Source organism: Litchfieldia alkalitelluris, from assembly GCF_002019645.1.
Lineage (GTDB): Bacteria > Bacillota > Bacilli > Bacillales > Bacillaceae_L > Litchfieldia > Litchfieldia alkalitelluris.
Window position 1 is genome coordinate 1,557,930 of the sequence record NZ_KV917374.1, and the last position, 23,083, is coordinate 1,581,012.

Below are 23,083 nucleotides of genomic sequence, written 5' to 3' on the forward strand. Positions count from 1 at the left end.
ATTAATGTGACTCTTACCACTGATTGTAGTCATTTTTAACCAAAGTTGAAATATGTGAAGAACATTTAGACAAAGATAACAAAGAATGGTATTTGTTACATAAAAGAAACACATTGTTTTTTTGTTTGGAGAAAATAGTGTACAATCATAAAAACAAATATAGGAGGAAAGCGGATGTTTCCAAGCGAAGTAATTGCGACATTTAATGAATTGGAATACTCGCTATACAATTATGTAATAAAAAATGGCGAAAAGGTTGTCTACATGAGAATCCGTGATTTGGCAAACGAAACACATGTATCAACTTCAACCATATTACGCTTTTGCCGAAAGTTGAATTGTGAGGGGTTCTCTGTATTTAAAGTTAAGCTAAAGCTCTATCTTAAAAAAGGTAGTAATCAAGAAATGCCACTAAAAAGCATGCAGCATTTTCTTAGCGAATTTATCGAACGGACGTTAAGTGGAAATTTAGAATCACAAATAAAAGAAGCAGCAAGAGTAATTAATAACGCAGATAACGTATTATTTGTTGGAATCGGCAACTCCGGAATTTTAGCACAGTATGGTGCGAGATACTTCTCAAGTCTAGGGAAGTTCTCACTCTATATTAACGATCCATATTTTCCTATTCATTCACACTATTTAAATAACAGCATCACCATTGCTTTATCTGTCTCAGGAGAAACAGAACATACTGTTCAGCAGGTGAGCAAGCTAAAGGAAGAAGGAAATACAATCATTAGTATCACCAATAATAAACAATCAACACTCGCACGGATCTCTGACTTAAATATCTCATATTATGTGACCGAAGAAAAAACACAGCTTTCAAACGTTCCAATTAATATCACAACACAACTACCAGTTATATACATTCTCGAAAGCTTGGCAAGAGAGGGATGGAAGCGCTGGGACGGTTCTGATGCTTCTTTTCAAAAGTGAAGAAGCGGGAGAACCGTCCTAGCGCTTTTCTAAATATTCTAAAATTAACTTGAAATATACGTACAAATTATATTATGATGGAAATATAAGTAATCACATACTTACGAGTACATCTATTTTTTTGCTATTTATTGTAAACGCTTTCTTCGATATCCTGCCTAATAGGTAATTTCAATATCTTTGATAAGGCTTCTTAGCTCTAATAAGTTACATAGTTTTATAGAAAGTTTGGTAACTAGAAAAGGGGTGTAGTATGACAACAAAATACAACTTTGTAAAGCAAGCCATCATGTCAAAAATTATTGATGGCACATACGAGGAAAATAAGAGAATCTGCTCTGAAAGTGAAATGATGAAACAATATGGAGTTAGTCGCCATACGGTTCGAATTGCAATAAGTGAGCTTGTAAATAAAGGTTGGCTATACAGAGAACAGGGGGTGGGAACTTTTTGTCGAGGGATAGTTAAGGATGAACCTTCTACTATTGTAAAACAAAAGAATATAGCGATAGTCGTAACTTTTATATCAGATTATATTTTTCCATCGATTATAAAAGGTGCGGAATCTTACCTGAGTGAACAAGGATATAATGTGAGTTTATTTAGTACAAACAATAATCCTGAAACCGAAAAAAGAATTTTAGAACGCATAATAACAAATCATTTTGATGGAATCATTATTGAACCAACGAAAAGTGCATTGATTAACCAAAACATCAAATATTATTTGAGTATAGAACAAAAGAAAATACCTTATATCATGCTCCATGCTTACTATAATGAATTAGAGCCAATAAGCGTGACATTGGATGATGAAAAAGGAGGATTCTTGCAAGCGGAGCATTTAATTCAATTAGGGCATCGCAATATGGTTGGAATATTTAAAACGGATGATATTCAAGGTGTTAAACGGATGAAGGGCTATATAAAAGCTCATCGAATCTATAACATTCCAATCCACTCGAATAGTATTGTTACTTATGATTCGAAGGATAGATTTAATAAGCCTATAGAGGCTTTAAAACAGATGTTAGCCCTAAGCAGTAGCGATAAACCAACAGGAATTGTATGTTATAACGACGAGCTTGCAATAAGGTTTTTAGATGTCTTTCGCGAAAAAAGAATTCAAATTCCCAATGATATCTCTCTTGTTGGCTATGATGATTCATATATGGGTAATGTAACAGAAGTCAAATTAACCACGATTCAACACCCTAAAAGTCAGATGGGGGAGCTAGCTGCAAAAATGATTGTAGATATGGTTAATAAAAAAAGTAAGGAAAATGGGAGACAAGTAATGAAATCTATTACTTCAGTTGTGTTAGAACCCAAGCTGATTGTAAGAAGTTCTACAAAGTCTTTGAACTTAATTAATAAATAAAAAACAAGATCCCTTGGAATTGGGATAATACTATTTTAATAGTTTTAAAATTAGCAATTTTAATAAATTTTAATAATTTTATGTTGAAAAATTATAAACTGTCTTTTATAATTAATTTAACAACATATACGTACGAATATAAGTAAATATATTAAAAGTTAACGAAACGTTCGTACATATGTGTGTGAAAAATTCATATACTGGTTAATAAGTATATCATTTTGAATCTGAAATGATCATTTTTTAGAAGTTAAATGAAAGCGTTAACAAAAATAGTTCTTTGGAGGTGTACAAACTAACTTTATATAGTCCTAATTACTTAAATGATTCAAACCACTAAAAGGATAAAGAGAAAGTTACCATCCTAGCAATGCAACCTAGAAACATACTTCATCAATCATCAATTAATTACAGCAAACTTCACAGCTCATAGCAATGCACCCTAGAAACATACTTCATCAATCATCATTTAATTACAGCAAACTTCACACTCTACATATCGCAGCTAACATAATAGTTACTCTCAAGGAAAAAGCATAATTTGCATTAGGACACATGTTATTAAAGGTTAATACAAGGTCTTTCTAAGGAGGGTTTTTATGTCACAAACGCCATTGTCTAGAAATACATCCCCAGAGTATACGGTACCACCCATTAAAGAACCAAACAAATTATTTAAGTTTTTAAATTCAAAAAAGGTTGTTCCTTATATTTTCGTATCGCCATTTATCATTTCCTTTTTAATTTTTTCTTTATATCCTGCCATACAAGCAATTATCATGAGTTTTCAGAGTATTTTACCAGGTCAAATTGAATTTATTGGAATGAGGAACTACTCTAGGGTGTTTAATCCGACATTTTATAAAGCGCTTTCAAATACCTCGATATATGTAGTTCTAACGGTGGTAATATTGGTTATTTTTCCAATAATACTAGCGGTGTTATTAGATTCAAAAATTGTTAAATTCAAAACATTTTTCCGTGCATCACTATTTATGCCAGCATTAGCGTCGACGATTGTTTCAGGGATGGTTTTCCGCTTAATGTTTGGTGAAACGGATACTGCGACAGCAAATCAAATTTTAGGCTGGATGGGCATAGCCCCAGTCGATTGGAGATTTAATGCTTGGTCAGGAATGTTCCTAATGGTTTTACTTTGTTCTTGGAAATGGATGGGGGTAAATATTCTTTACTTCTTAGCAGCACTTCAAAATGTGCCAAAGGAATTGTACGAAGCAGCAGATATTGATGGTGCATCTTCTTTAAAGAAATTTATATATGTAACACTTCCATTTTTAAAGCCAGTTACGATTTTCGTAGGTACGATTTCAGTCATTGCAGGGTTTAGAATGTTTGAAGAAAGCTTTGTATTCTGGGAAGCTGGATCCCCGGGTAACATCGGTCTAACAGTTGTAGGTTACTTATATCAACAAGGTATTCAACAAAATGATATGGGCTTTGGCGCTGCAATTGGTGTGGTTTTAATGTTAATCATCTTTATCGTCAGTTTTATCCAATTAATTCTTACTGGAGCATTTAAGAAGGAGGGCCAATAAATGAACAAAAAACAGCTTAAACCAGTGAAGTGGATCGTTAACATCGCATTCGTAATTATTTCATTCATTGCGCTCTTCCCAATCTTAAACTTAATCCTATCTTCATTTAGACCTGCTTCTGAGATTATGCGGAATGGAATCAGCTTAGTCTTTGATCCAAGCTCGTTAAGTCTGAATAACTATAAGTTTATCTTTACAGAGGCAACAACATATTGGGGTTGGTATGGAAACAGTCTGATCATTGCAATTGTTACTATTGTTTTGTCATTATTTTTCTCTGCCATGGTCGGATATGCATTAGCTTTATATGACTTTAAAGGAAGAAATCTAGTCTTTATGTTTGTTCTGTTCATCTTAATGGTACCTTTTGAAATCTTAATGCTGCCATTGTTTCAAATGATGATCAAAATGCAGTTAGTGAACACCTATACTGCGGTTATTTTACCAGCAATCGTTGCACCAATCGCAGTGTTTTTCTTTAGACAATATGCACTTGGATTACCGAAAGAGCTCATGGATTCTGCAAGAATGGATGGAGCAAGTGAATATGGGATCTATTTTAAAATAATGCTCCCGTTAATGGCACCCTCTCTAGCAGCGATGGCAATCCTTCAAGGCTTAGGGGCTTGGAATAACTTCTTATGGCCATTAATTGTATTAAGATCAAATTCAATGTTTACATTACCACTTGGATTAGCGACCATGTTAACACCATATGGAAATAATTATGATGTCTTAATTACGGGATCATTAATGACAATTGTTCCAATTATTATCCTATTCATCTTCTTCCAACGCTACTTTGTTTCGGGGTTAACGGTTGGTGGAGTAAAAGGATAAGCAGATTTTACGAGGTTACTAGAGCAATTGATTGGGTTAATTCAAAGCATTCCGTTAGGTGTAATCACATACTTTAAGGGGGTGAAAATTCGTTTAAAGGTAAATTGTGTTTGGAAACAAAACTTATTTAAAAATGGAACAGGGGGAAAGAGAATGAAGAAAAACTTACTGGCAATACTGTTCGGATTAATGGCAGTGATGTTAATGGCTTGTGCTGGTGGCGGTGATGAAGAAGCTAGTGGAGACGAAGCTACCGAATCAGAAGTAACAGGTGGAGATGTTGAAAACGCAACAGAATTAAAGTATTGGACATTTGTTGAGTTACACATGGAATTCTTTAAAGATGCAGCAATTCGTTGGAATGAACAGAATCCTGATCGTCCAATTAAGTTAGTTGCTGAAACATTCCCGTACGATAACATGCATAATAACTTATTACTAGCGTTACAATCAGGAACTGGAGCACCTGATATTTCAGACATCGAAATTGGTCGCTTCCCTAACTATTTACAGGGTGTACCACAATTATTACCAATGAACGAATTTGTTGAACCTGAAATTGATAACTTTATTAAATCACGTTTCGATATTTATGCTAAAGATGGCAATTATTATGGAATGCCTACACATGTTGGTGCATCTGTAATGTACTATAATAAGGAAATCATGGATGCTGCTGGTGTAGATATTGATTCTATTAAAACGTGGGATGACTATGTTGAAGCAGGTAAAAAAGTTGTAGAAAGTACAGATGCTGTTATGGCTGGTGTACCAACTGGTGACTATTTACCAGTATGGCAAATGATTAGCCAACGAGACTCTGATTGGTTCGATGCTGAAGGAAACTTAACGTTAAATAATCAAGCAAATATTGATACACTTAAATTTTTACATGACATGATTTATGAGCACAAGGTAGCTGAAATTATGCCTGGTGGTGCACCACATGCTGAAGAATTTTACGCTTGGATGAATGAAGGCGCTGCTGCTTCCGTTGCAATGCCTATGTGGTATATGGGACGTTTCACAGATTACATGACAGATCTTAAAGGTAAAATGGTCGTACGTCCATTGCCTGCATGGGAAGAAGGCGGAAAGCGTTCAGCAGGTATGGGTGGTACAGGTACGGTTGTTACAAATCAAACAGAGCATCCGGAACTTGCTAAAGAATTCCTTGCTTTTGCGAAGCTTTCAAAAGAAGCAAATATCAAGCTTTGGAACGTTTTAGGCTTTGATCCTCCACGTTGGGATGTTTGGGAAGATCCAGCTGTTAGAGAAGATAACAAGTTCTATCAATTCTTTGGAACAGATATTTTTGATACATTATTAGAAATTAAAGACGAGATTAATGCAGTAAATATTACAGAATACACGCCAGATGTTGCAACAGAACTTAATACAAACACATTAATTAATGTCTTGAGAGAGAACAAACAAACACCTGAAGAAGCGTTAAACCAAGCGCAAAAGACGGTTGAAGCAAATATGAAATAATCCAATTTTTGAAGATTTGAAATATGGAAAAGGGTCTTGCTCTTTACTAAGGGTGATAACCCTTTTCCTTGCAACTTTAAGCTTATTTTACTAAAGGGAGATGTTTTGATTGACCATTAAAGCAACAATGACACTTGATAAAGAGTTCAAGATTGGTGAAATTGATAAGCGTATATATGGATCTTTTATCGAGCATTTAGGAAGAGCTGTATATGAAGGGATTTACGAGCCAGGGCATCCATCTGCTGATGAGCAAGGGTTTCGTACAGATGTTATTGAGTTAGTTAAGCAAATTCAAGTTCCTTTAGTAAGATACCCGGGTGGTAACTTTGTATCAGGATACAATTGGGAAGATGGAGTAGGGCCTGTTGCCAATCGTCCACGTCGATTAGACTTAGCTTGGAGAACCACTGAAACAAATGAAATTGGTACAAATGAATTCATGGATTGGGCAAAAAAGATTAATGCTGAAGTGAATATGGCAGTAAACCTAGGTACTCGTGGTATTGATGCTGCTCGTAATCTAGTAGAATATTGTAACCATAAATCAGGTTCCTACTGGAGTGATCTTCGTGTTTCTCATGGTTATAAAGATCCGCATAAGATTAAAACATGGTGTTTAGGAAATGAGATGGATGGACCATGGCAAATTGGTCACAAAACAGCGGATGAGTATGGTCGTTTAGCAGTTGAAACGGCAAAGGCAATGAGATGGGTAGATCCGACAATTGAGTTAGTGGCTTGTGGAAGCTCTAATCGCCATATGAAAACATTTGCTGAGTGGGAAGCTACTGTACTTGAGCATACATATGATCATGTTGATTTCATCTCACTTCATACTTATTATGGCAATCGGGATAATGACTTAGGAAACTATCTCGCTCAATCACTTGATATGGACCAATTTATTTATTCTGTGATCGCGACAGCTGACTATATTAAAGCGAAAAAACGCAGTAAGAAAACAATGAACTTATCCTTTGATGAATGGAATGTATGGTTCCATTCCAATGAAGCTGATAAGAAAATCGAGCATTGGTCGATTGCACCACCACAGCTCGAAGATATTTATACATTCGAGGATGCACTGCTGGTTGGAAGCATGTTAATCTCATTATTGAGACGTGCAGATCGAGTGAAGATTGCGTGTCTCGCACAGCTTGTTAATGTCATCGCACCGATTATGACTGAAAAAGGTGGAGAAGCTTGGAAGCAACCAATCTTTTATCCGTATATGCATGCTTCAGTGCTAGGTCGAGGAGTTGCATTAAATTCGATTGTATCGTCTCCGAAATATGATAGTAAGGATTTTACAGACGTTCCTTATCTTGATACGGTTTCTGTTTATGATGAAGAAAATGACACGGTTACGATTTTTGCGGTGAACCGCCATCAAACAGATGTATTAGCACTTGATGCGGATATCAGAAGTTTTGAAGGTTATAAGGTGGTTGAACACATTGTACTTGAAAACGGTGATGTGAAGGCTACTAACCAACTTAACCGTTCTAATGTTGAGCCGCATAGCAATGGTGATGCCAAAGTGGACGGGGGACAATTAACTGCAAATTTACCAAAGCTTTCATGGAATGTGATTCGATTAGCAAAATAAGAGTCAAAAAAAGAACCTCCATTTAATGGGGGTTCTTTTTTGGGGGGGAGCAGGGGAGCGGGGGGACGGTTCTCATGCTTCCCGAGCAGAGAAAGGAAGCGCTAGAACCGTCCCAGCGCTCCCACTTCCCGAGCAGAGAAAGGAAGCGCCAGAACCGTCCCAGTGCTTCTCCGTATTAAGTATAGTGAAGTTGAAGACACTAAAAGTGGTAACTAAATTTGGGTGAAAGGAGTGAGTGATTTCTTGAGTTTTGTTCGATTTGTAGTAATCATCTATCTGATTTTGGGATTGGCAAAGCCAGTCTATGCAGAAGGAGAAACAAATTCTTTAGATTCTTTCCTATCAACGCTTTTTTCGGAAAGAACGAGTAACCTCCTAACTCTCAATCCGGGAAGGTTAGATTCGTTTTACAACCGCCAAGTTACTTCAAGCGATAGAGCTTATAAGCAAGAGGTCCAAAGAAGTATATACCTTAATAGTTTTGCTCAGAATCGAGAAATTCAGGTAGTGGATACTGATAGTCATATTTATATTTTAGACAAAAAGGAATTTGGAAACAAAGTGAAAGTTCGACTTAAACATGATTCAACTATTCAGTATATTTACGAAAACCAGCACATTCCATATGATGTTGAAGAATTTAAGCTAGGGACCTTTCATAATATCGTTTTAGAAAAAAGGGATGAAAAGTGGGTTGTTGTTAGTGATTATTTTGCTGATCCAATTGCAGATCAACCTGGATTGATTCCAAAGGTTACTTCTAATGAGTATCTGCTCATCTCAAAAAACATACGAGATAAAGCTGTCTCAACTAAGATAGGAGAAGGAACAAAATATAATAGAGAAAAAGCTGTGAAGTACGCAAATAAATATGCGGGTTTTTCAAAAGCAAATAGCTTTAATAATAAGTACATCGATTTTACATATTTGGGTGGAGATTGCACAAGCTTCGCTTCACAGGTCTTGGCAGATCAAGATGAAGGCGGGGGTTTGCCTATGACCGATGATTGGTACTACCGGCATGGGGGATATACGAAATCTTGGGCTCATACAGATTCTTTTATGCGATTTTTAGAAAAAAGTGGATATAGTGAATTTATAAAGGCTGGTCTTTTTAGCGAAGTGACAGAACCAACCACTGAATTCCCTGCTGGAGCAATTAAGGAACTTCAACCAGGAGATTTAATTGGATATGAAGAAAAAAATGACATTGTTCACTTTTCAATAGTGGTTGCCAAGGATAGTAAAGGAAACCCATTAGTCAATTCACATACCGCTAATCGTTATCACGCCCCATGGGATTTAGGTTGGGATCGTTATACCAGATTTTGGCTTGTTTACATGAAAGATTAACTTAAAAGAGGTTATCTCAATAATTCCTGAGATAACCTCTTTCATCTTATTTTGTTGGTGTGAAGTGAATGTTAAGGGCCTCAGCAATTTTACTTGGGAAAGCTGTATTTTCATATAACCCTCGAAATAAATCAGAGCCTGGTCCATATGCATAAACCTGAACATCTACCCCTGTATGCTGAAGGCTTGTCCAACCTACCAATGCGTTTTTGGATACAATTTGATTGATGGCAATATCCATTCTAGTCGCTCCAGAGATTGTAGTTACTTCCTCAGATGTTAAATCAATACCTGTATATTCTTTAACGACCTCAGCAATGTTTGTTTTTTCGGCATTAATTTGTCTTGCCATATACTGGCCTGTTGCAGTTACATTATGAAGAAATTCAACATTTGCATCGTACACATCATAGCCACCAACAGACATTCCGCCAGTATCATGATCGCCAGCAATAACAACAAGTGTGTTTTTATCAGTTTGGGCAAAATTTAATGCTTCCGTTACTGCATCTTCAAATGCTTTCGTATCATTCATCGCCCATGCAGCATCATGGCCATGTCCTGCCCAGTCAATTTGGCTCCCTTCGACCATTAAAAAGAATCCATCTTTATCTTGATTTAGTACTTCAATTGCTTTTGTTGTCATTTCAGCTAAGCTAGGTTGATTGGTTGTTTCACGATCAAGCTCAGGTGCCAAACTTGATTCTGCAAACAGACCAAGTAACTTCGTTGTGTTATTTACGGCACTTAAACTATCTCGATCCGTAACATATTCATACCCTTTAGCTTGAGCATCACTAATTAAGGTATCAGGGAAAAACTGTTTTCCTCCTCCTAAGAGGACATCAACTCCGGTTTCAAAGTACTGTGGTGCAATATCACTTTCCGCTGCTCTAGAAGCAACATGTGAAGCAAAAACAGCTGGTGTGGCATGGGTGATTGTTGAAGTTGCTACTAAGCCTGTTGATTTTCCATGCTCTTCTGCTGCTTCTAGAATGGTTTTAACAGGTGTACCATCTGGAGCAGTACTAATCATTCCATTATTCGTTTTTACACCTGTAGCCATTGCAGTCCCTGCTGCTGCTGAATCAGTCACTTCTGTATTTGCAGAATATGTACGATGCATTCCAACCAAGTAAGGATCCATCATCGACATGTCACCTTTAAACCATCTGTAATTCGTAGCATAAGAAGAAGAGAATCCGTCGGGAATTAAAAAGATGACATTCTTGGCTACACCTTGAGCCATTTGGTTTGATTTGTCTTTTGCAAAAGTAATAGGTTGCTGTGTTGCAAAAATGGACCCCACTAGTATGATTTGAAGTAATACAAAGGTCATCCACTTTCTCAATGATTTCGTTGTCATGTTATCACTCCTATTTGTTTGATTATGGTTCAACAAATAGTATCTTCCAATAAAAATTATTTATTTTTACAAAAAAAGGAAGCGTGGGGACGGTTCTAGTGCTTCCGTCTAGTAAAAAGAAGCCTGATAACCGTCCTTATGATTCCGTTTAGAAAAAATAGAAGTGCGAGAACGGTCCCAGGAGGGTGTACAATTATAATACGAACAAATCAGTCTGAAAATCGTTCACTTCGTTAAACAACATCACATCATCTTCAATTAAAAAATGCTAAAACACAGTCAACAACACTACACTTATACCATAATATTTACCTAAATTGTATATGAAAACCAATGAATGACTAGAAGAAAGTTATTGGCTAAAACAACGATTTTCTTTTCTTAATATAGCAAAATAATCCATATAAAATGATATGGAAATCCATGGTTAATTGTAAGAATTTACACTACTCTATACATACGGCTAAAAAAAGGAAGCACGAGAACCGTCCCAATGCTTCCGAAGGAGGGTTTGTTTGGGTAGAGCAGCTAAAAAGAAAAACAGGAATGGTCAACATGCTTCTTTGTTTCAACAACATTTGTTTCAGTATAGATGGGGATATTTACTCGGGACGACATTATTGTCTATCTCCTTGATTCTTCAGTTAGTGATTCCAAAATTATTAGAGCTTTTTACAGATGGTCTTCAAGATTTATCGATTTCGACATCTATGATTTGGGAATTAGCGATATGGATGACGGTTGTAGGAGTCGGCATTTTTATCTTTCGTTCAACAGGACGTATTTATATTTTCAGACTATCGAGATTGCTAGAAAAAAACATGCGTGAACGATTATTTGCACATTGGGAAACGCTACCTGCGGAGTATTATGAACGCCAGCGTACAGGTAATCTTATGGCACATGCAGTTAATGATGTAAATCTTCTCCGGCAAGTTGGGATGCAAGGTGTCTTTCAAACGGTTGAATCGGTCGTACTAATCTCGATTACAGTGCTCATGATGGCAGGAACAATCGATGCATTTTTGACGTTGTTTGTAATGATACCACTACCTGCCTTAACGTATCTCGCTTATAAGTTCAGAATTAAAATTAGATCACATTCCAATAAGGTCCAAGAAGCAATTGGAACGTTAACAAGTAGGGTACAAGAGTTTTGTTCAGGCATACGTATTATCAAAACCTATGTCCAAGAAAAAGAAGAAATGAACAAGTTTACAGATGACAATCAGCATAATGTTGAGGCGAATAAGAAGTTAATTCAGTCAAACTCTCTTTTCAGTTCTTTAAGTCAAGGAATTGTCGGACTTAGTTACCTTATCTCAATTGTTTTAGGATCAATTCTAGTGATGAAGGGGTCAATCACTTTAGGCGAATTCGTTGCTTTTAATACATATCTCTCCCTTTTAGTGGGTCCCATTGAAAACCTGGGGAAGGTGATTAATCTCTTACAGCAAGGGAAAGCAGCGGATATTCGTCTATACGAAGTGCTTACAACAGAGCCAACGATAAAAGACGAAGAGGGAGTGATCCCGATTTCACGGATTCAAGGTGAAATCACTATAAAAAATCTTTCATTTAAGTATCCTTCAAGTGATGAAGAGGTATTAAAAAATATCAATCTATCGATTCCTACAGGTTCAAGCTTAGCCATCGTTGGAAAAATCGGTAGTGGAAAATCGACACTCGTGAATTTGTTGTTAAGAGTTTATAATCCTCCAAGAGAATCAATCTTTATTGATTCTGTTGACATTCGAGACATCCCATTAAAAACATTGAGAACCAATGTGGGGTATGTACCGCAAGAAAATTTCCTTTTCTCAACGACGATTAAGAATAATATCGGTTTTGATCCAAAGCCTTATCAAGATAACCAAGTACATCGAGCGGCCAAACAAGCTCATGTTTACCATGACATTTCAGAACTCACACATCAGTTTGAAACGAAACTCGGAGAACGTGGTTTATCATTATCCGGAGGGCAAAGGCAAAGGGTAAGCATTGCTCGTGCCATGATTAAAAAGTCACCAATCATGATTTTTGATGATAGTCTGTCTGCTGTTGATTCAAAAACAGAAAAGACGATCCTTGAAGCTCTGAATGAAGAGATGAAGGGTAGAACGACGATTATTATTAGTCACCGAATTTCAACGATTCAAGATTGTGATCATATCATCGTTCTTGAAAAGGGACAGATTGTTGAACAAGGCAATCATCAAACGCTCATCAAGAAGGATGGCATATATAAGAAGATGCATATCCAGCAAACTACTGGTCTTGATATGAATGTAAGTACTCCTTCCAAACAAAATGAGAGAATCATAAAAATAAAGAGGAAGAGGGGATAAGTATTAGTAGCAAGCAACCAGAAAACCAATATAAAAATATCAATGATGGCCAATTAATGAAAAAGATGCTGTTGTTTGCAAAGCCTTACTGGAAAACAATCTTATTTTCATTTTTGTTAACAGGCTTTATCGTCATTGCCAGCTTAGCACAGCCATATTTAATTAAAATTGCGATTGACTCACACATCAATGGATTGTACTCGCCGATGGTTGTGCTCGAGGAGGAGAGAAGTCAGCAGGTTAGCATGAAGCAAACAGCCACTCTCGATGGCCAGGTGTATTATCGAGTTGACGGTGAAGATGCCATTTCAACAGAACTGGAGTCAGAGATTGAAAAGTCAGCGATTGTTTCTATAAAAGGAACTCATTATCTCATCCATGGATGGAATGAGGGTTTATCAAAGGTAGAGGATTATCAACTGGCAGCTAGTGGTAAGAGTATTACACTCGATGGTGCAGCATATCCTGTACAAATGCTAACGGCAGATCAAGTTGATCTGTTCCGGTCAGCCGATTACACCGGTTTGATTATATTAGGAGCTGTCTATTTTCTATTAATTGTAGGCTCTGGTATTTTGTCATACTATCAAAACAATAGTCTTCAATATACAGGACAGTCGGTTATCTATGATATTCGCCAAAAGATGATGAAGCATTTGTCTAACATGCAGATGGACTTTTATGGGAAAAATCCAATTGGAAGATTAGTCACAAGGATTACCCATGACGTCGAAGCGTTGAACCAGCTTTATTCACAAGTAATCGTTAACTTAATAAAAGAAGTTTTAATGCTTGTGGGGATTGTTATCATCATGCTGCAAATGAGTGTTAAATTAACACTTGTCAGTTTTATCGTTATTCCAGTGATAGTCGTCATTACGTTTTATTTTAAAAAAGTCATTCGAAATGCACAGCGCTATGTTCGTCTAATTTTATCAAGACTTAATACGAACTTAGCGGAAAACCTTTCGGGGATGAAGGTAATTCAAATTTTTGCACGTGAAAAGAAGCAGTTAGAAGATTTTCAAAAGCTAAATGATGAGCATTACCGAGCGGGGATGCGTCAGACTGTGTTAAACTCGATTTTTAATCCGTCAATTGGCTTGTTTGGTAATATTTCGTTAGCCTTGATTGTATGGTACGGGGGAAGACATGTCTTAGATGGGGCAGTTACCTTTGGTGTCGTGTATGCTTTTACAAGCTATGTAAGACAGTTTTTCGAACCATTGCGCGGTTTAGCTGATCGCTTTAATCAAATTCAAGCATCTTTAGCATCTGCTGAACGAATTTTTGATACGTTAGAAGAAAAGCCAACGATTATCAATTCTTCAAACCCACAGCAATTGCCTGAAAGGGTACGAGGAAAAGTGGACTTTAATCATGTGTGGTTTGCTTATCAAGATGAAGAATGGGTGTTAAAGGATGTGCATTTTAATATCAAGCCGGGAGAGACAATTGGAATTGTTGGAGCGACAGGAGCTGGGAAAAGTTCAATCATTCAACTGATTAACCGTTTTTACGATATTCAAAAGGGAGAAATCCGAATTGATGATGTGAATATCAAAGATGTTACAATGGAAGATTTAAGAAAGCATATTGGAATTATTCAGCAAGATAGCTTTGTGTTTTCAGGGACTGTGTATGATAATATTCGTTTAAACAATACGTATATAACAAACGAAGAGATCATCCATGCAGCAAAATCGGTCAACATTGATGAGTTCTTCCGTGCGCTACCAAATGGATATGAAACAATACTAGGGGAAGACGGGGTTGTGTTGTCAACTGGTCAAAAGCAGTTGCTGTCATTTTTGCGAGCAATTTTAGCGGGTCCAAATGTTTTGATTTTGGATGAAGCAACAGCCAATATTGATACAGAAACAGAGATGGTTGTTCAAGATACGTTGAAGAAAGTATCTGAAAATCGGACCACTATTATCATTGCGCATCGCCTGGCCACGATTCAACATGCAGATAAGATTATTGTACTAGATAAAGGCCAAATTATTGAGGTCGGAAATCATCCAACATTGCTTGCGAAAAGAGGCGCTTATTATCGCCTGTGTCATAATCAAAATAAACAAAAACGTGCTGTACGGGTGTAAGCTTGAGAGAATCTATAATGGACAACAGGAAGTTTGGGGATTTAATATGGCACGACTATTGGATTATGACTAGTTGTGTCTTTTTTCTATTCATAATGAACTACTACAAGGTGTGCGCTTAACCATTCTTCATAAAGTGACGTATAAATAGTTCTTTAGAAGTGGAAATCCAAAATAGGGTGAATTGAACAAAAAAGTGTTAAATCCCAAAACACCTGTATTACCGATGCATTTCTAGGTGCAAAAAAGTACAATAGACGGTCTAAATTGATAATGCTACCATTTTAAATAGGTTGACCAATATAAAACTAAAGCGAGCTATTAGACTTAATCTCATTTTTCCTATAGGAATAAATACATATGTTTTTGTATCCGTTCCCAAAAGTTGCAATACTCTAAATCTTCAGTGGGAAATTGTTTTTAGTGTTCAGTTCGATAACAGAAGTATTTAATTGGTCATCTTAATTTTAAGACTAGCTAGGGGGGATAGGGTTAATAAAATTTAGTAAGACAAGCTAAGCTTTTTGTTGAACAGATGATTTATTTTCTTACCGCGTGAGAAGCTTGAAATGTGTATTTCTACTATTTAACTAGAGAAATAGAAAAGTAGTGTCTTTCAAGGTGAGATCTTCAACTAGATAAACATCCTTCCTTGGTAAAATGCAGAAGGAGTGAATTGGAAATTGGGGAATAAAAGTAAAATCAGAAAGTTTCTTTATATATTTATGGTGTTTACCCTTGTTTTATCAAATTTACCATATGCAATAAGTGCTGAAACAAATAGCACAGATAGTAGCGATTATACTTTACTAACTGGTACTGATTTTGAGAATGACGATACTTGGGGTTTTTCTCCAGGTGGTGGGACAACTGCCGAAGTAGTAACAGTAGACGAGAATAAATATTTAACCGTGACTGGGAACGGAAGTGGATTTCGTACGATAGCAAAGACTCTGGATGAAGCTACCACTGATTCGGAGGTTTTATTTTCATTCGATTGGAAGCCAGGGGATGTCTCCACTGACTTAAATTCGAGCGAAATATTATTTAGCGATACTAGTGGAAATGCTCTTTTCAGAATCGTTAAAGCTGGAGGAACAGCTGGTGAGATTAAATATGAAGTTGGAACCAATGGTACAGATTTATCGGGAGCTGAAACCGTAACAAGTGTCAGCACAGATGAAAGCTGGTTATCTGTTGAGGTATTATTCGACTTTATTAATGAAAGCGTTTCATTAAATGTGGAAGATAAAAATGATGTAAGCAAGAGCTTCACAGCATCTGACATCGATATTAGTTTTCTTAATTATGTGAACAGTATTGAAAAGATTGCAATTAATGGTAACCGTGCTGGAGGTAATAATCTTAGCTTTGAAACTGGTTTAGACAATGTAGGTATTTATGGATCTGGAGAGGACGCTCCTTCTCAACAAGATCAAAACATTGTTTCGGTTGTAAGTGATTACAACACAGAATATACTCTACCAAAAGAGGTAGTTAAAGAGGATGTTATTTCTCTATTCCCAAGTATCCTTGATGTACAACTGGAAAATGATGTTGTCATTGGAGTAGGTGTGAATTGGGATAGCGCTGACTATAATGCAAATGAATTAGGCACATATTCTTTTGTAGGTACTCTAAATACGGAAGATGTTCCCAATGTAGCTAATGGCAATGACATAAAAGCAACTATAAATGTTACTGTTGCTGAGGCTGGTGCTATCCCAGAGATTGACGGATATGTTGGGGTACATTACAGTGACTTTGGAGATATCGTTGAAGTAGTTCCTGCAAATTGGGGATTTACTACTGCTGCAGCTACTCTTTCAATAAATAGAGAAGATGTTGCAGGAAATACTACTCCAAAATTACAATACAGCATTGCAAATCAATCAGGTGGACGTGTTGCTACAAAGAATTTTGATACAGCTGTAAAAGGGCAGGATATTCTTGTGACTTTTGATTGGTATCCAGGAAAAAACAATGATAAAGCTGAACACCATGCTTCTGAAAATGGTGGGGAATTCAGAATCATTGACGGCTCTGGAAACAATGTATTTACATTAAACAATACAAACAAAGCTCCAATAACTTACTATGCAGGAAATGGGACTCCTACTGCTACTGCTATTACAAATCCAGAAGCATGGTATGGAGTAGAAGTGAAATTTGACTTAATTAATAATGAAGCAATATTAAAGCTAACTGATAAAGCGACAGGAAAAATTGAGGAATACACTTCGTCTCTAGATGGTGTAGCTTTTGATGGTTCTATAGCTACTGTTAAGCTTGTAGGTCTTCGTACATCTGGTAATAACCATACATGGACAACTTACCTTGATAATTTAGGAGTATATAGTGTTCCTATTTCAGATAGTACAATTATTAAGGTAGAAAAATTGCCATACCATCGAGTATATGTCGGTGAAACTACAGAAAGCATCGATTCTATCGGCTTACCAGAAACAGTAGAGGTAACACTAGCTGATAATAGCACAGTAGATGTTGCTGTTAGTGAGTGGGCTTCTGTTGGAACTGAATGGGATTCTAGTAAGTCAGGAGTTTACGAATTTAAAGGTACTCTTGCAGAAACAGAAGGTTTCGAAAACGATTTTAATAGAAGCGCAACGATTTATGTGTATAATCGTCTGACTCCACCGAATAATGCTCGCCAAACAGAATGGCTTGATCGTGGAGTAGTTGCACTTAAATCAGAAGACGGTATCTTTATTAGCTGGCGCTTGCTTGCTGATGAATATGCTAAGGATGTAACATTCAATATTTACCGTAATGAAGAGAAATTAAATACGGAAGCTTTAGAGGTTACAAACTATTTGGATTCAGAAGGTACTCCAGGAGACACTTATACAGTTGAGACACTAGTTGAAGGCTCTTCTACTGAAACAAATGAAGTACAAGCAGAGGGAACTGATTATCTTTCTATCCCAATGCAACAGCCTGAGGGTGGAACAACTGCTACAGGAGATTATACGTACACTGTAAATGATTCAAGTGTTGGAGATTTAGACGGTGACGGTGAGTATGAGGTTATCGTAAAATGGTATCCGACGAATTCAATTGATAGCTCACAACAAGGTATGACTGGTCCAACCATTTTTGATGCTTATAAATTGGATGGAACCCTTTTATGGCGTATCAATATGGGGCATAACCTTACATCAGGAGCCCACTATCATCAATTTGTGGTAGCTGACTTTGATGGAAATGGTAAGAGCGAATTCCTTATCAAAACAGCAGATGCTACAACATCATATGGTACAACAGATGGGGAATTTGATAGCAGCAAAGTACTTAGTGTAATTGGAAATGCTGAAGATGATGGTAAATGGGTAAATGAAACAGGACATGTGTATGGTGGTCCAGAATACATGTCAGTATTTAATGGTGAAACGGGTGAAGTAATCGATACAATTGATTATGCATTCCCTCTCGAAAAAGTAGAAGGCGATAACGGTGCTTCATGGGGAGATACTTGGTATAACCGTTCAGATCGATTCCTTTCTGGGCTAGCTTATTTAGATGGCGTTAAACCGAGTGCAATCTATGGTAGAGGGTATTATGAAAGAACGTCTTTTGTCGCTTATAGTTTAGTAGACGGAAAGCTTATTGAAGAATGGACATTTGATTCGGACGAAGCTGGCAGAGGCGCAGGTATGGGTTATCACAGTCTTGCAACTGCAGATGTGGATAATGATGGCTTCGATGAAATTCTTGCTGGTTCATTAACACTTGATCAAGATGGCTCCATCCTTTATGTAATGGATGGCGAAATGCAACGCGAATTAGGATCTCATGGAGATGCAATGCATGTAGGTGCATTTGATCCTGATCGAGAAGGTCTCCAGTTCTTCGGTGTGCATGAGGTGCCAGCAGTTGCATCTCTAGAGTTACACGATGCTGCCACTGGGGAAACGTTAATGTCATATTTCGCTTCTGTTGATGCAGGTCGTGGAGTTGCTGCGAACATTACATCTAGCCCTGGCTATGAATTCTGGGGAACGGGTGGTCATACTGTTGAAACAGGTGGAGGAATCTACAACGTACAAGGTAATGTTGTAGCTGATAGCTTTAGAGAAGCAGGTCTTTCTGTTAACTTTGCCCTATATTGGGATGGAGATCTGTTACAAGAATTACTTGATAACACGACCATTACTAAATACAATGAAAACACTGGAAAGTCTGAACTAGTAAGAAGCTTTGAAGGTGTTGTAAGTAATAACGGAACAAAGGCAACTCCAACACTACAAGCAGATATTCTTGGAGACTGGCGTGAAGAAGTTCTACTTCCAACAACAGATAGTTCAGAGCTTAGAATATTCAGTACAACTACACCTACTGATTACAGATTATATACGTTAATGCATGATCCAACATATCGATTGGGTGTTGCTTGGCAAAACTCAGGCTATAATCAGCCTCCACATATCGGCTTCTATCTAGGAGAAGATATTAGAGAAGCTGTTCTTGCTGGAAACTTAGAAGCGCCAGCAGTTGCATATACAAATGCACCTGAGACTGAGAATCCTGGAACAGACCCTGGAACAGACCCTGGAACAGATCCTGGAACAGACCCTGGAACAGATCCTGGAACAGACCCTGAAACAGACCCTGGAACAGACCCTGGAACAGACTCTGGAACAGACCCTGGAACAGACCCTGAAACAGACCCAGGAACAGACTCTGGAACTGATTCTGGTAAAGACAAGGGTGGCGAAAAATTACCAGAAACAGCTACTTCTACTTACAATTGGATTTTAGTTGGAGTAGTACTACTTTTAATCGGTATTTCTTTCTTCTTTTGGAGTAACTCTAGAAGAAGACAAACAGTATAATCTTTATACTTTCGAAATGAAACCGTATTGAAAAACGGAGTGGCTACGAGCCACTCCGTTTTTTGTAATCATGGGGACGGTTCTGATGTGCACCCCAATTGTTAGACACAACAACTAACAATTGGAGGTGCACTTTTACATGAAGAAGAAATACCCTTTAGAAATAAAGATAGCTGCAGTAAATGAATATCTTGAAGGCGGAGAGTCTATCAGGCAGACAGCCCAAAAGTACAATGTTAATAAAACGATGTTACACAGATGGGTAGCGAAATTTCAAAAGCATGGTATATCTGGCTTAGAGGAAACCTATACAAAATCCTCATTTGAGTTTAAAATGGACGTACTTAATTATCTGAACGAGATGGGAGCGTCCATCGAAGAAGTTACTGCAGTATTTAATGTTTCTTCATCTGCCATAGTGTATAAGTGGAAGAATCTACTTGAAACACAGGGAATTGACGCTCTTAAAAAGAAGAAAAAGGAGCGTCCTTCACCCATGAAAAAGCAACCTAAGAATAATCAACCAGTAGAAGGAACTGAAGAAGCACTACGTGCTGAAATTGAACAACTTCGTATGGAGAATGCATATTTAAAAAAGCTACAAGCCTTAATTCAGGAAAAGAACTCACAGAAAAAGAAAAGGCACAGGTGATTTATGAATGAAGGCGTGAATTTAAGGTGATTGACTTGATAAAGTTCGCTGAAATGCCACGTAGCACGTATTATTATTGGGTAAAACAAATGGATAAACCAGATAAATATAGTGAAATGAAAGAGGTTATCCAACAGATCTTTGACGAACATCAAGGTCGATATGGCTATCGACGTATCACACTGGAATTACGTAATCGGGGTCATGTAATTAATCACAAAACAGTCCTTCGCTTAATGAATGAGATGGGTTTAAAATGCTTAGTTCGCATGAAAAAATACCGTTCATATCGTGGAAAAGTGGGTGAAGTCGCACCGAATATACTAGAGCGAGATTTCCAAGCTACGAAGCCAAATGCGAAGTGGGTTACAGATGTGACAGAATTCCATTTGTTTGGCGAGAAACTTTATCTTTCACCTATTCTGGACCTTTACAACGGTGAAATTATTGCTTATAACCTAGAGAAACGTCCAGTATACACACTTGTATCTAAAATGTTAGATACGGCCATACAACAATTAGACGACCATGATTGCCCTATCCTTCACTCTGATCAAGGCTGGCATTATCAGATGAAGAAGTTTCGACACACCTTACAGAAGAATGGAATTACCCAAAGTATGTCTCGCAAGGGCAATTGTTTAGATAATGCAGTAATGGAGAACTTTTTTGGATTATTAAAGAGCGAATTACTTTATTTAAGAGAATTTGAGAGTATGGATCATTTCAAACTAGAATTAGAGAAATATATTTACTATTATAATCACAAACGGATTAAGCAAAAATTAAAAGGTATGAGTCCGATTCAATATCGAACTCATACCCAGCAAGCTGCTTAATAGCTTGTGTCTAACATTTTGGGTTCAGTTCATTCGTGCTTCCATTGGAAGCGCGCAAGACAGACCCACTGAGTCAGAGTTCATGCCACTTGTCTATCAATATGTGCAAAATATCGAAATGTACTTATTATTTCTTTTGGTGGTAAAATAAAGTTGATTATTCAGTTAATGGGAATTCCCTACGCTACATGGAGAAAGTGGTGTCATGGCAGGTGTCCTTTATCAAGTTAAACCGAATCGAGGGTTATTTAATACTTAGGGTTTAACACTCTCTAGCTACCTTTACCAGAGCAGAAAAAGGTTACCTTAATCGAAAATGTAGTGTCTAATAGTTTAGAAGCTTGTAAGGAATATAAAAAAGTGAGCATGGGGACGGTTCTCGTGCTTCCGCAGAGGAGGAATTATTACATGACTAAGGAAAGATTTTTTAACGAGGATATCGAAGCCATTTTTCAACAATTGTTCAATGAGTCTAAAGTACAAGAAGCCTTGCGTTTTCTTCAAGAAGATAATGATGCAACGGCTGCTGAACAGGTTGAAATCACAGAAATCGCTGCTCCAACGTTTTCAGAAGAAATACGTGGAGAGGATTATCGAAAAAGATTGATTGAGCTAGGAATCAGGGATATTGAAGTGGACGAAGTGGGCAATGTGTTTGGTTTCAGACCTGGAACTGGCAATGGTCCAAGGTTAGTTGTGTGTGCACATCTTGATACCGTGTTTCCAGAGGGAACAGAAACGAAGGCGAAGGTAATTGATGGTAAGATTTTTGCGCCAGGCATCTCTGATGATGGAAGAGGATTAGCTGTTGTACTAACCTTAGTTAGAGCATTAAATACGGCTAGTATTGAAACAGAAGGTGACCTAATTATCGGGGCTACTGTCGGTGAGGAAGGGTTAGGCGATTTGTGTGGTGTGAAGGCTTTATTTGAAAACCGGATTGATATTGATGGTTTTATTTCTATCGAACCGGGTAGCCCAGAAGGTGTCATATACCTGGGGACGGGCAGCCATCGATACCATGTAACATATAGAGGCCCAGGAGGGCATAGCTTCGGAAACTTTGGAACACCAAGCCCGATCCATGCACTAGGACGGGCGATTGCGATGATTTCAGAGATTGAAACGCCAGATGAGCCGAAAACCACCTTTAATGTTGGAATCATTAGCGGTGGCACGTCGATTAACACCATTGCTGAAGAAGCAGCAATGTTCGTTGACTTGCGATCAAATTCACAGGAAGAATTACAACAGCTAGATGAAAAAGTTCGTAATGTAATAAACCAGGCAGCAATAGAAGAAAATGAACGATGGAATTCGGATGGAATTACAGTTGATTTGAAGCTTGTTGGTAATCGTCCAGCTGGTACCCAACCATCTGATGCAATCATCGTACAGACCGCCTTAGCTGCATCAAAAGCCCTTGGTTTTGAAGCAGTGTTAGCGGGAGCACTTAGCACAGATTCCAATGTTCCAATTTCACTAGGCATTCCAGCTGTCACACTTGGAGGTGGCGGAGACTTTGGCGGAGTTCACACTTTAAATGAATATTTTGATCCGAAAGATTCATATCAAGGGGCACAAAGGATTTTTCTAACAATGCTTGCACTAGTAGGAATGAAGGGTGTTAATCAGCCGCTTTTAAGGGAGCAGGGGGACGGTTCTCGTGCTTCTGACTGAGTAAGTGAAAGAGAAAGCGGTAAGGTTCTGTTGCTTCTTATTTAGTAAGCATCATACTATGA

12 protein-coding genes and 1 pseudogene are annotated in these 23,083 nt (G+C 37.5%); 12 read left to right on the forward strand and 1 reads right to left on the reverse strand.

Translation table 11 applies throughout. The features are described from left to right. Nucleotides 1–174 precede the first annotated feature (174 nt). The 7 genes from BK579_RS07310 to BK579_RS07345 all read left to right on the forward strand — a co-directional run bounded on the left by BK579_RS07310 (nt 175) and on the right by BK579_RS07345 (nt 9,178). Nucleotides 175–942: a MurR/RpiR family transcriptional regulator gene (locus BK579_RS07310; protein WP_078544570.1), complete on the forward strand. Its 768-nt coding sequence runs from the start codon at nt 175–177 to the stop codon at nt 940–942. A 253-nt stretch (nt 943–1,195) separates the two neighbouring features. Then, nucleotides 1,196–2,323 (forward strand): GntR family transcriptional regulator, encoded by a 1,128-nt coding sequence (locus tag BK579_RS07315; protein WP_078544571.1) that lies wholly within the window; start codon nt 1,196–1,198, stop codon nt 2,321–2,323. 599 nt (nt 2,324–2,922) lie between these two features. Continuing rightward, nucleotides 2,923–3,879: a carbohydrate ABC transporter permease gene (locus BK579_RS07320; RefSeq protein ID WP_078544572.1), complete on the forward strand. Its 957-nt coding sequence runs from the start codon at nt 2,923–2,925 to the stop codon at nt 3,877–3,879. Beyond that, the gene (locus BK579_RS07325; RefSeq protein ID WP_078544573.1) at nt 3,880–4,719 is read left to right on the forward strand and encodes a carbohydrate ABC transporter permease; all 840 of its coding nucleotides are present in this window, start codon (nt 3,880–3,882) and stop codon (nt 4,717–4,719) included. Nucleotides 4,720–4,872: 153 nt separating this feature from the next. Beyond that, a complete protein-coding gene (locus BK579_RS07330) occupies nt 4,873–6,213 on the forward strand; it encodes an ABC transporter substrate-binding protein (RefSeq protein ID WP_078550447.1) in 1,341 nt (446 codons plus the stop codon). A 127-nt stretch (nt 6,214–6,340) separates the two neighbouring features. Beyond that, nucleotides 6,341–7,825, forward strand: coding sequence for an arabinosylfuranosidase ArfA (gene arfA / locus BK579_RS07335; RefSeq protein WP_169891266.1), 1,485 nt, complete (start codon nt 6,341–6,343; stop codon nt 7,823–7,825). Nucleotides 7,826–8,068: 243 nt separating this feature from the next. Then, a complete protein-coding gene (locus tag BK579_RS07345; protein ID WP_169891087.1) occupies nt 8,069–9,178 on the forward strand; it encodes an amidase domain-containing protein in 1,110 nt (369 codons plus the stop codon). Nucleotides 9,179–9,224: 46 nt separating this feature from the next. Here BK579_RS07345 and BK579_RS07350 read toward each other — a convergent pair whose 3' ends face one another. Next, nucleotides 9,225–10,544: an alkaline phosphatase gene (locus BK579_RS07350; protein WP_235848366.1), complete on the reverse strand. Its 1,320-nt coding sequence runs from the start codon at nt 10,542–10,544 to the stop codon at nt 9,225–9,227. Nucleotides 10,545–11,059: 515 nt separating this feature from the next. Here BK579_RS07350 and BK579_RS07355 point away from each other — a divergent pair. The 5 genes and pseudogenes from BK579_RS07355 to BK579_RS07375 all read left to right on the forward strand — a co-directional run bounded on the left by BK579_RS07355 (nt 11,060) and on the right by BK579_RS07375 (nt 23,021). Further along, nucleotides 11,060–12,892, forward strand: a complete 1,833-nt coding sequence (locus tag BK579_RS07355) for an ABC transporter ATP-binding protein (protein ID WP_078544577.1) — start codon at nt 11,060–11,062, stop codon at nt 12,890–12,892. Between the two features lie 56 nt (nt 12,893–12,948). Beyond that, nucleotides 12,949–14,997 carry an ABC transporter ATP-binding protein gene (locus BK579_RS07360; protein ID WP_235848367.1) on the forward strand — a complete coding sequence of 683 codons (2,049 nt, stop codon included), beginning with the start codon at nt 12,949–12,951 and terminating at the stop codon, nt 14,995–14,997. Nucleotides 14,998–15,668: 671 nt separating this feature from the next. Next, nucleotides 15,669–19,850 carry a rhamnogalacturonan lyase family protein gene (locus BK579_RS07365; protein ID WP_235848368.1) on the forward strand — a complete coding sequence of 1,394 codons (4,182 nt, stop codon included), beginning with the start codon at nt 15,669–15,671 and terminating at the stop codon, nt 19,848–19,850. A 139-nt stretch (nt 19,851–19,989) separates the two neighbouring features. Continuing rightward, nucleotides 19,990–21,341 (forward strand): annotated as a pseudogene (locus tag BK579_RS07370) (IS3 family transposase). 408 nt (nt 21,342–21,749) lie between these two features. Next, a complete protein-coding gene (locus BK579_RS07375) occupies nt 21,750–23,021 on the forward strand; it encodes a M20/M25/M40 family metallo-hydrolase (RefSeq protein WP_078544579.1) in 1,272 nt (423 codons plus the stop codon). Nucleotides 23,022–23,083: the final 62 nt, after the last annotated feature.

Excerpts from the sequence above, each read along its gene's own strand:
- BK579_RS07310 (WP_078544570.1), top strand. The coding sequence starts at position 175 with ATGTTTCCAAGCGAAGTAATTGCGACATTTAATGAATTGGAATACTCG.
- BK579_RS07360 (WP_235848367.1), top strand. The coding sequence starts at position 12,949 with ATGAAAAAGATGCTGTTGTTTGCAAAGCCTTACTGGAAAACAATCTTA.
- BK579_RS07350 (WP_235848366.1), bottom strand. The coding sequence starts at position 10,544 with ATGACAACGAAATCATTGAGAAAGTGGATGACCTTTGTATTACTTCAA.
- BK579_RS07325 (WP_078544573.1), top strand. The coding sequence starts at position 3,880 with ATGAACAAAAAACAGCTTAAACCAGTGAAGTGGATCGTTAACATCGCA.
- BK579_RS07375 (WP_078544579.1), top strand. The coding sequence starts at position 21,750 with ATGACTAAGGAAAGATTTTTTAACGAGGATATCGAAGCCATTTTTCAA.
- arfA (WP_169891266.1), top strand. The coding sequence starts at position 6,341 with ATGACACTTGATAAAGAGTTCAAGATTGGTGAAATTGATAAGCGTATA.
- BK579_RS07315 (WP_078544571.1), top strand. The coding sequence starts at position 1,196 with ATGACAACAAAATACAACTTTGTAAAGCAAGCCATCATGTCAAAAATT.
- BK579_RS07320 (WP_078544572.1), top strand. The coding sequence starts at position 2,923 with ATGTCACAAACGCCATTGTCTAGAAATACATCCCCAGAGTATACGGTA.
- BK579_RS07330 (WP_078550447.1), top strand. The coding sequence starts at position 4,873 with ATGAAGAAAAACTTACTGGCAATACTGTTCGGATTAATGGCAGTGATG.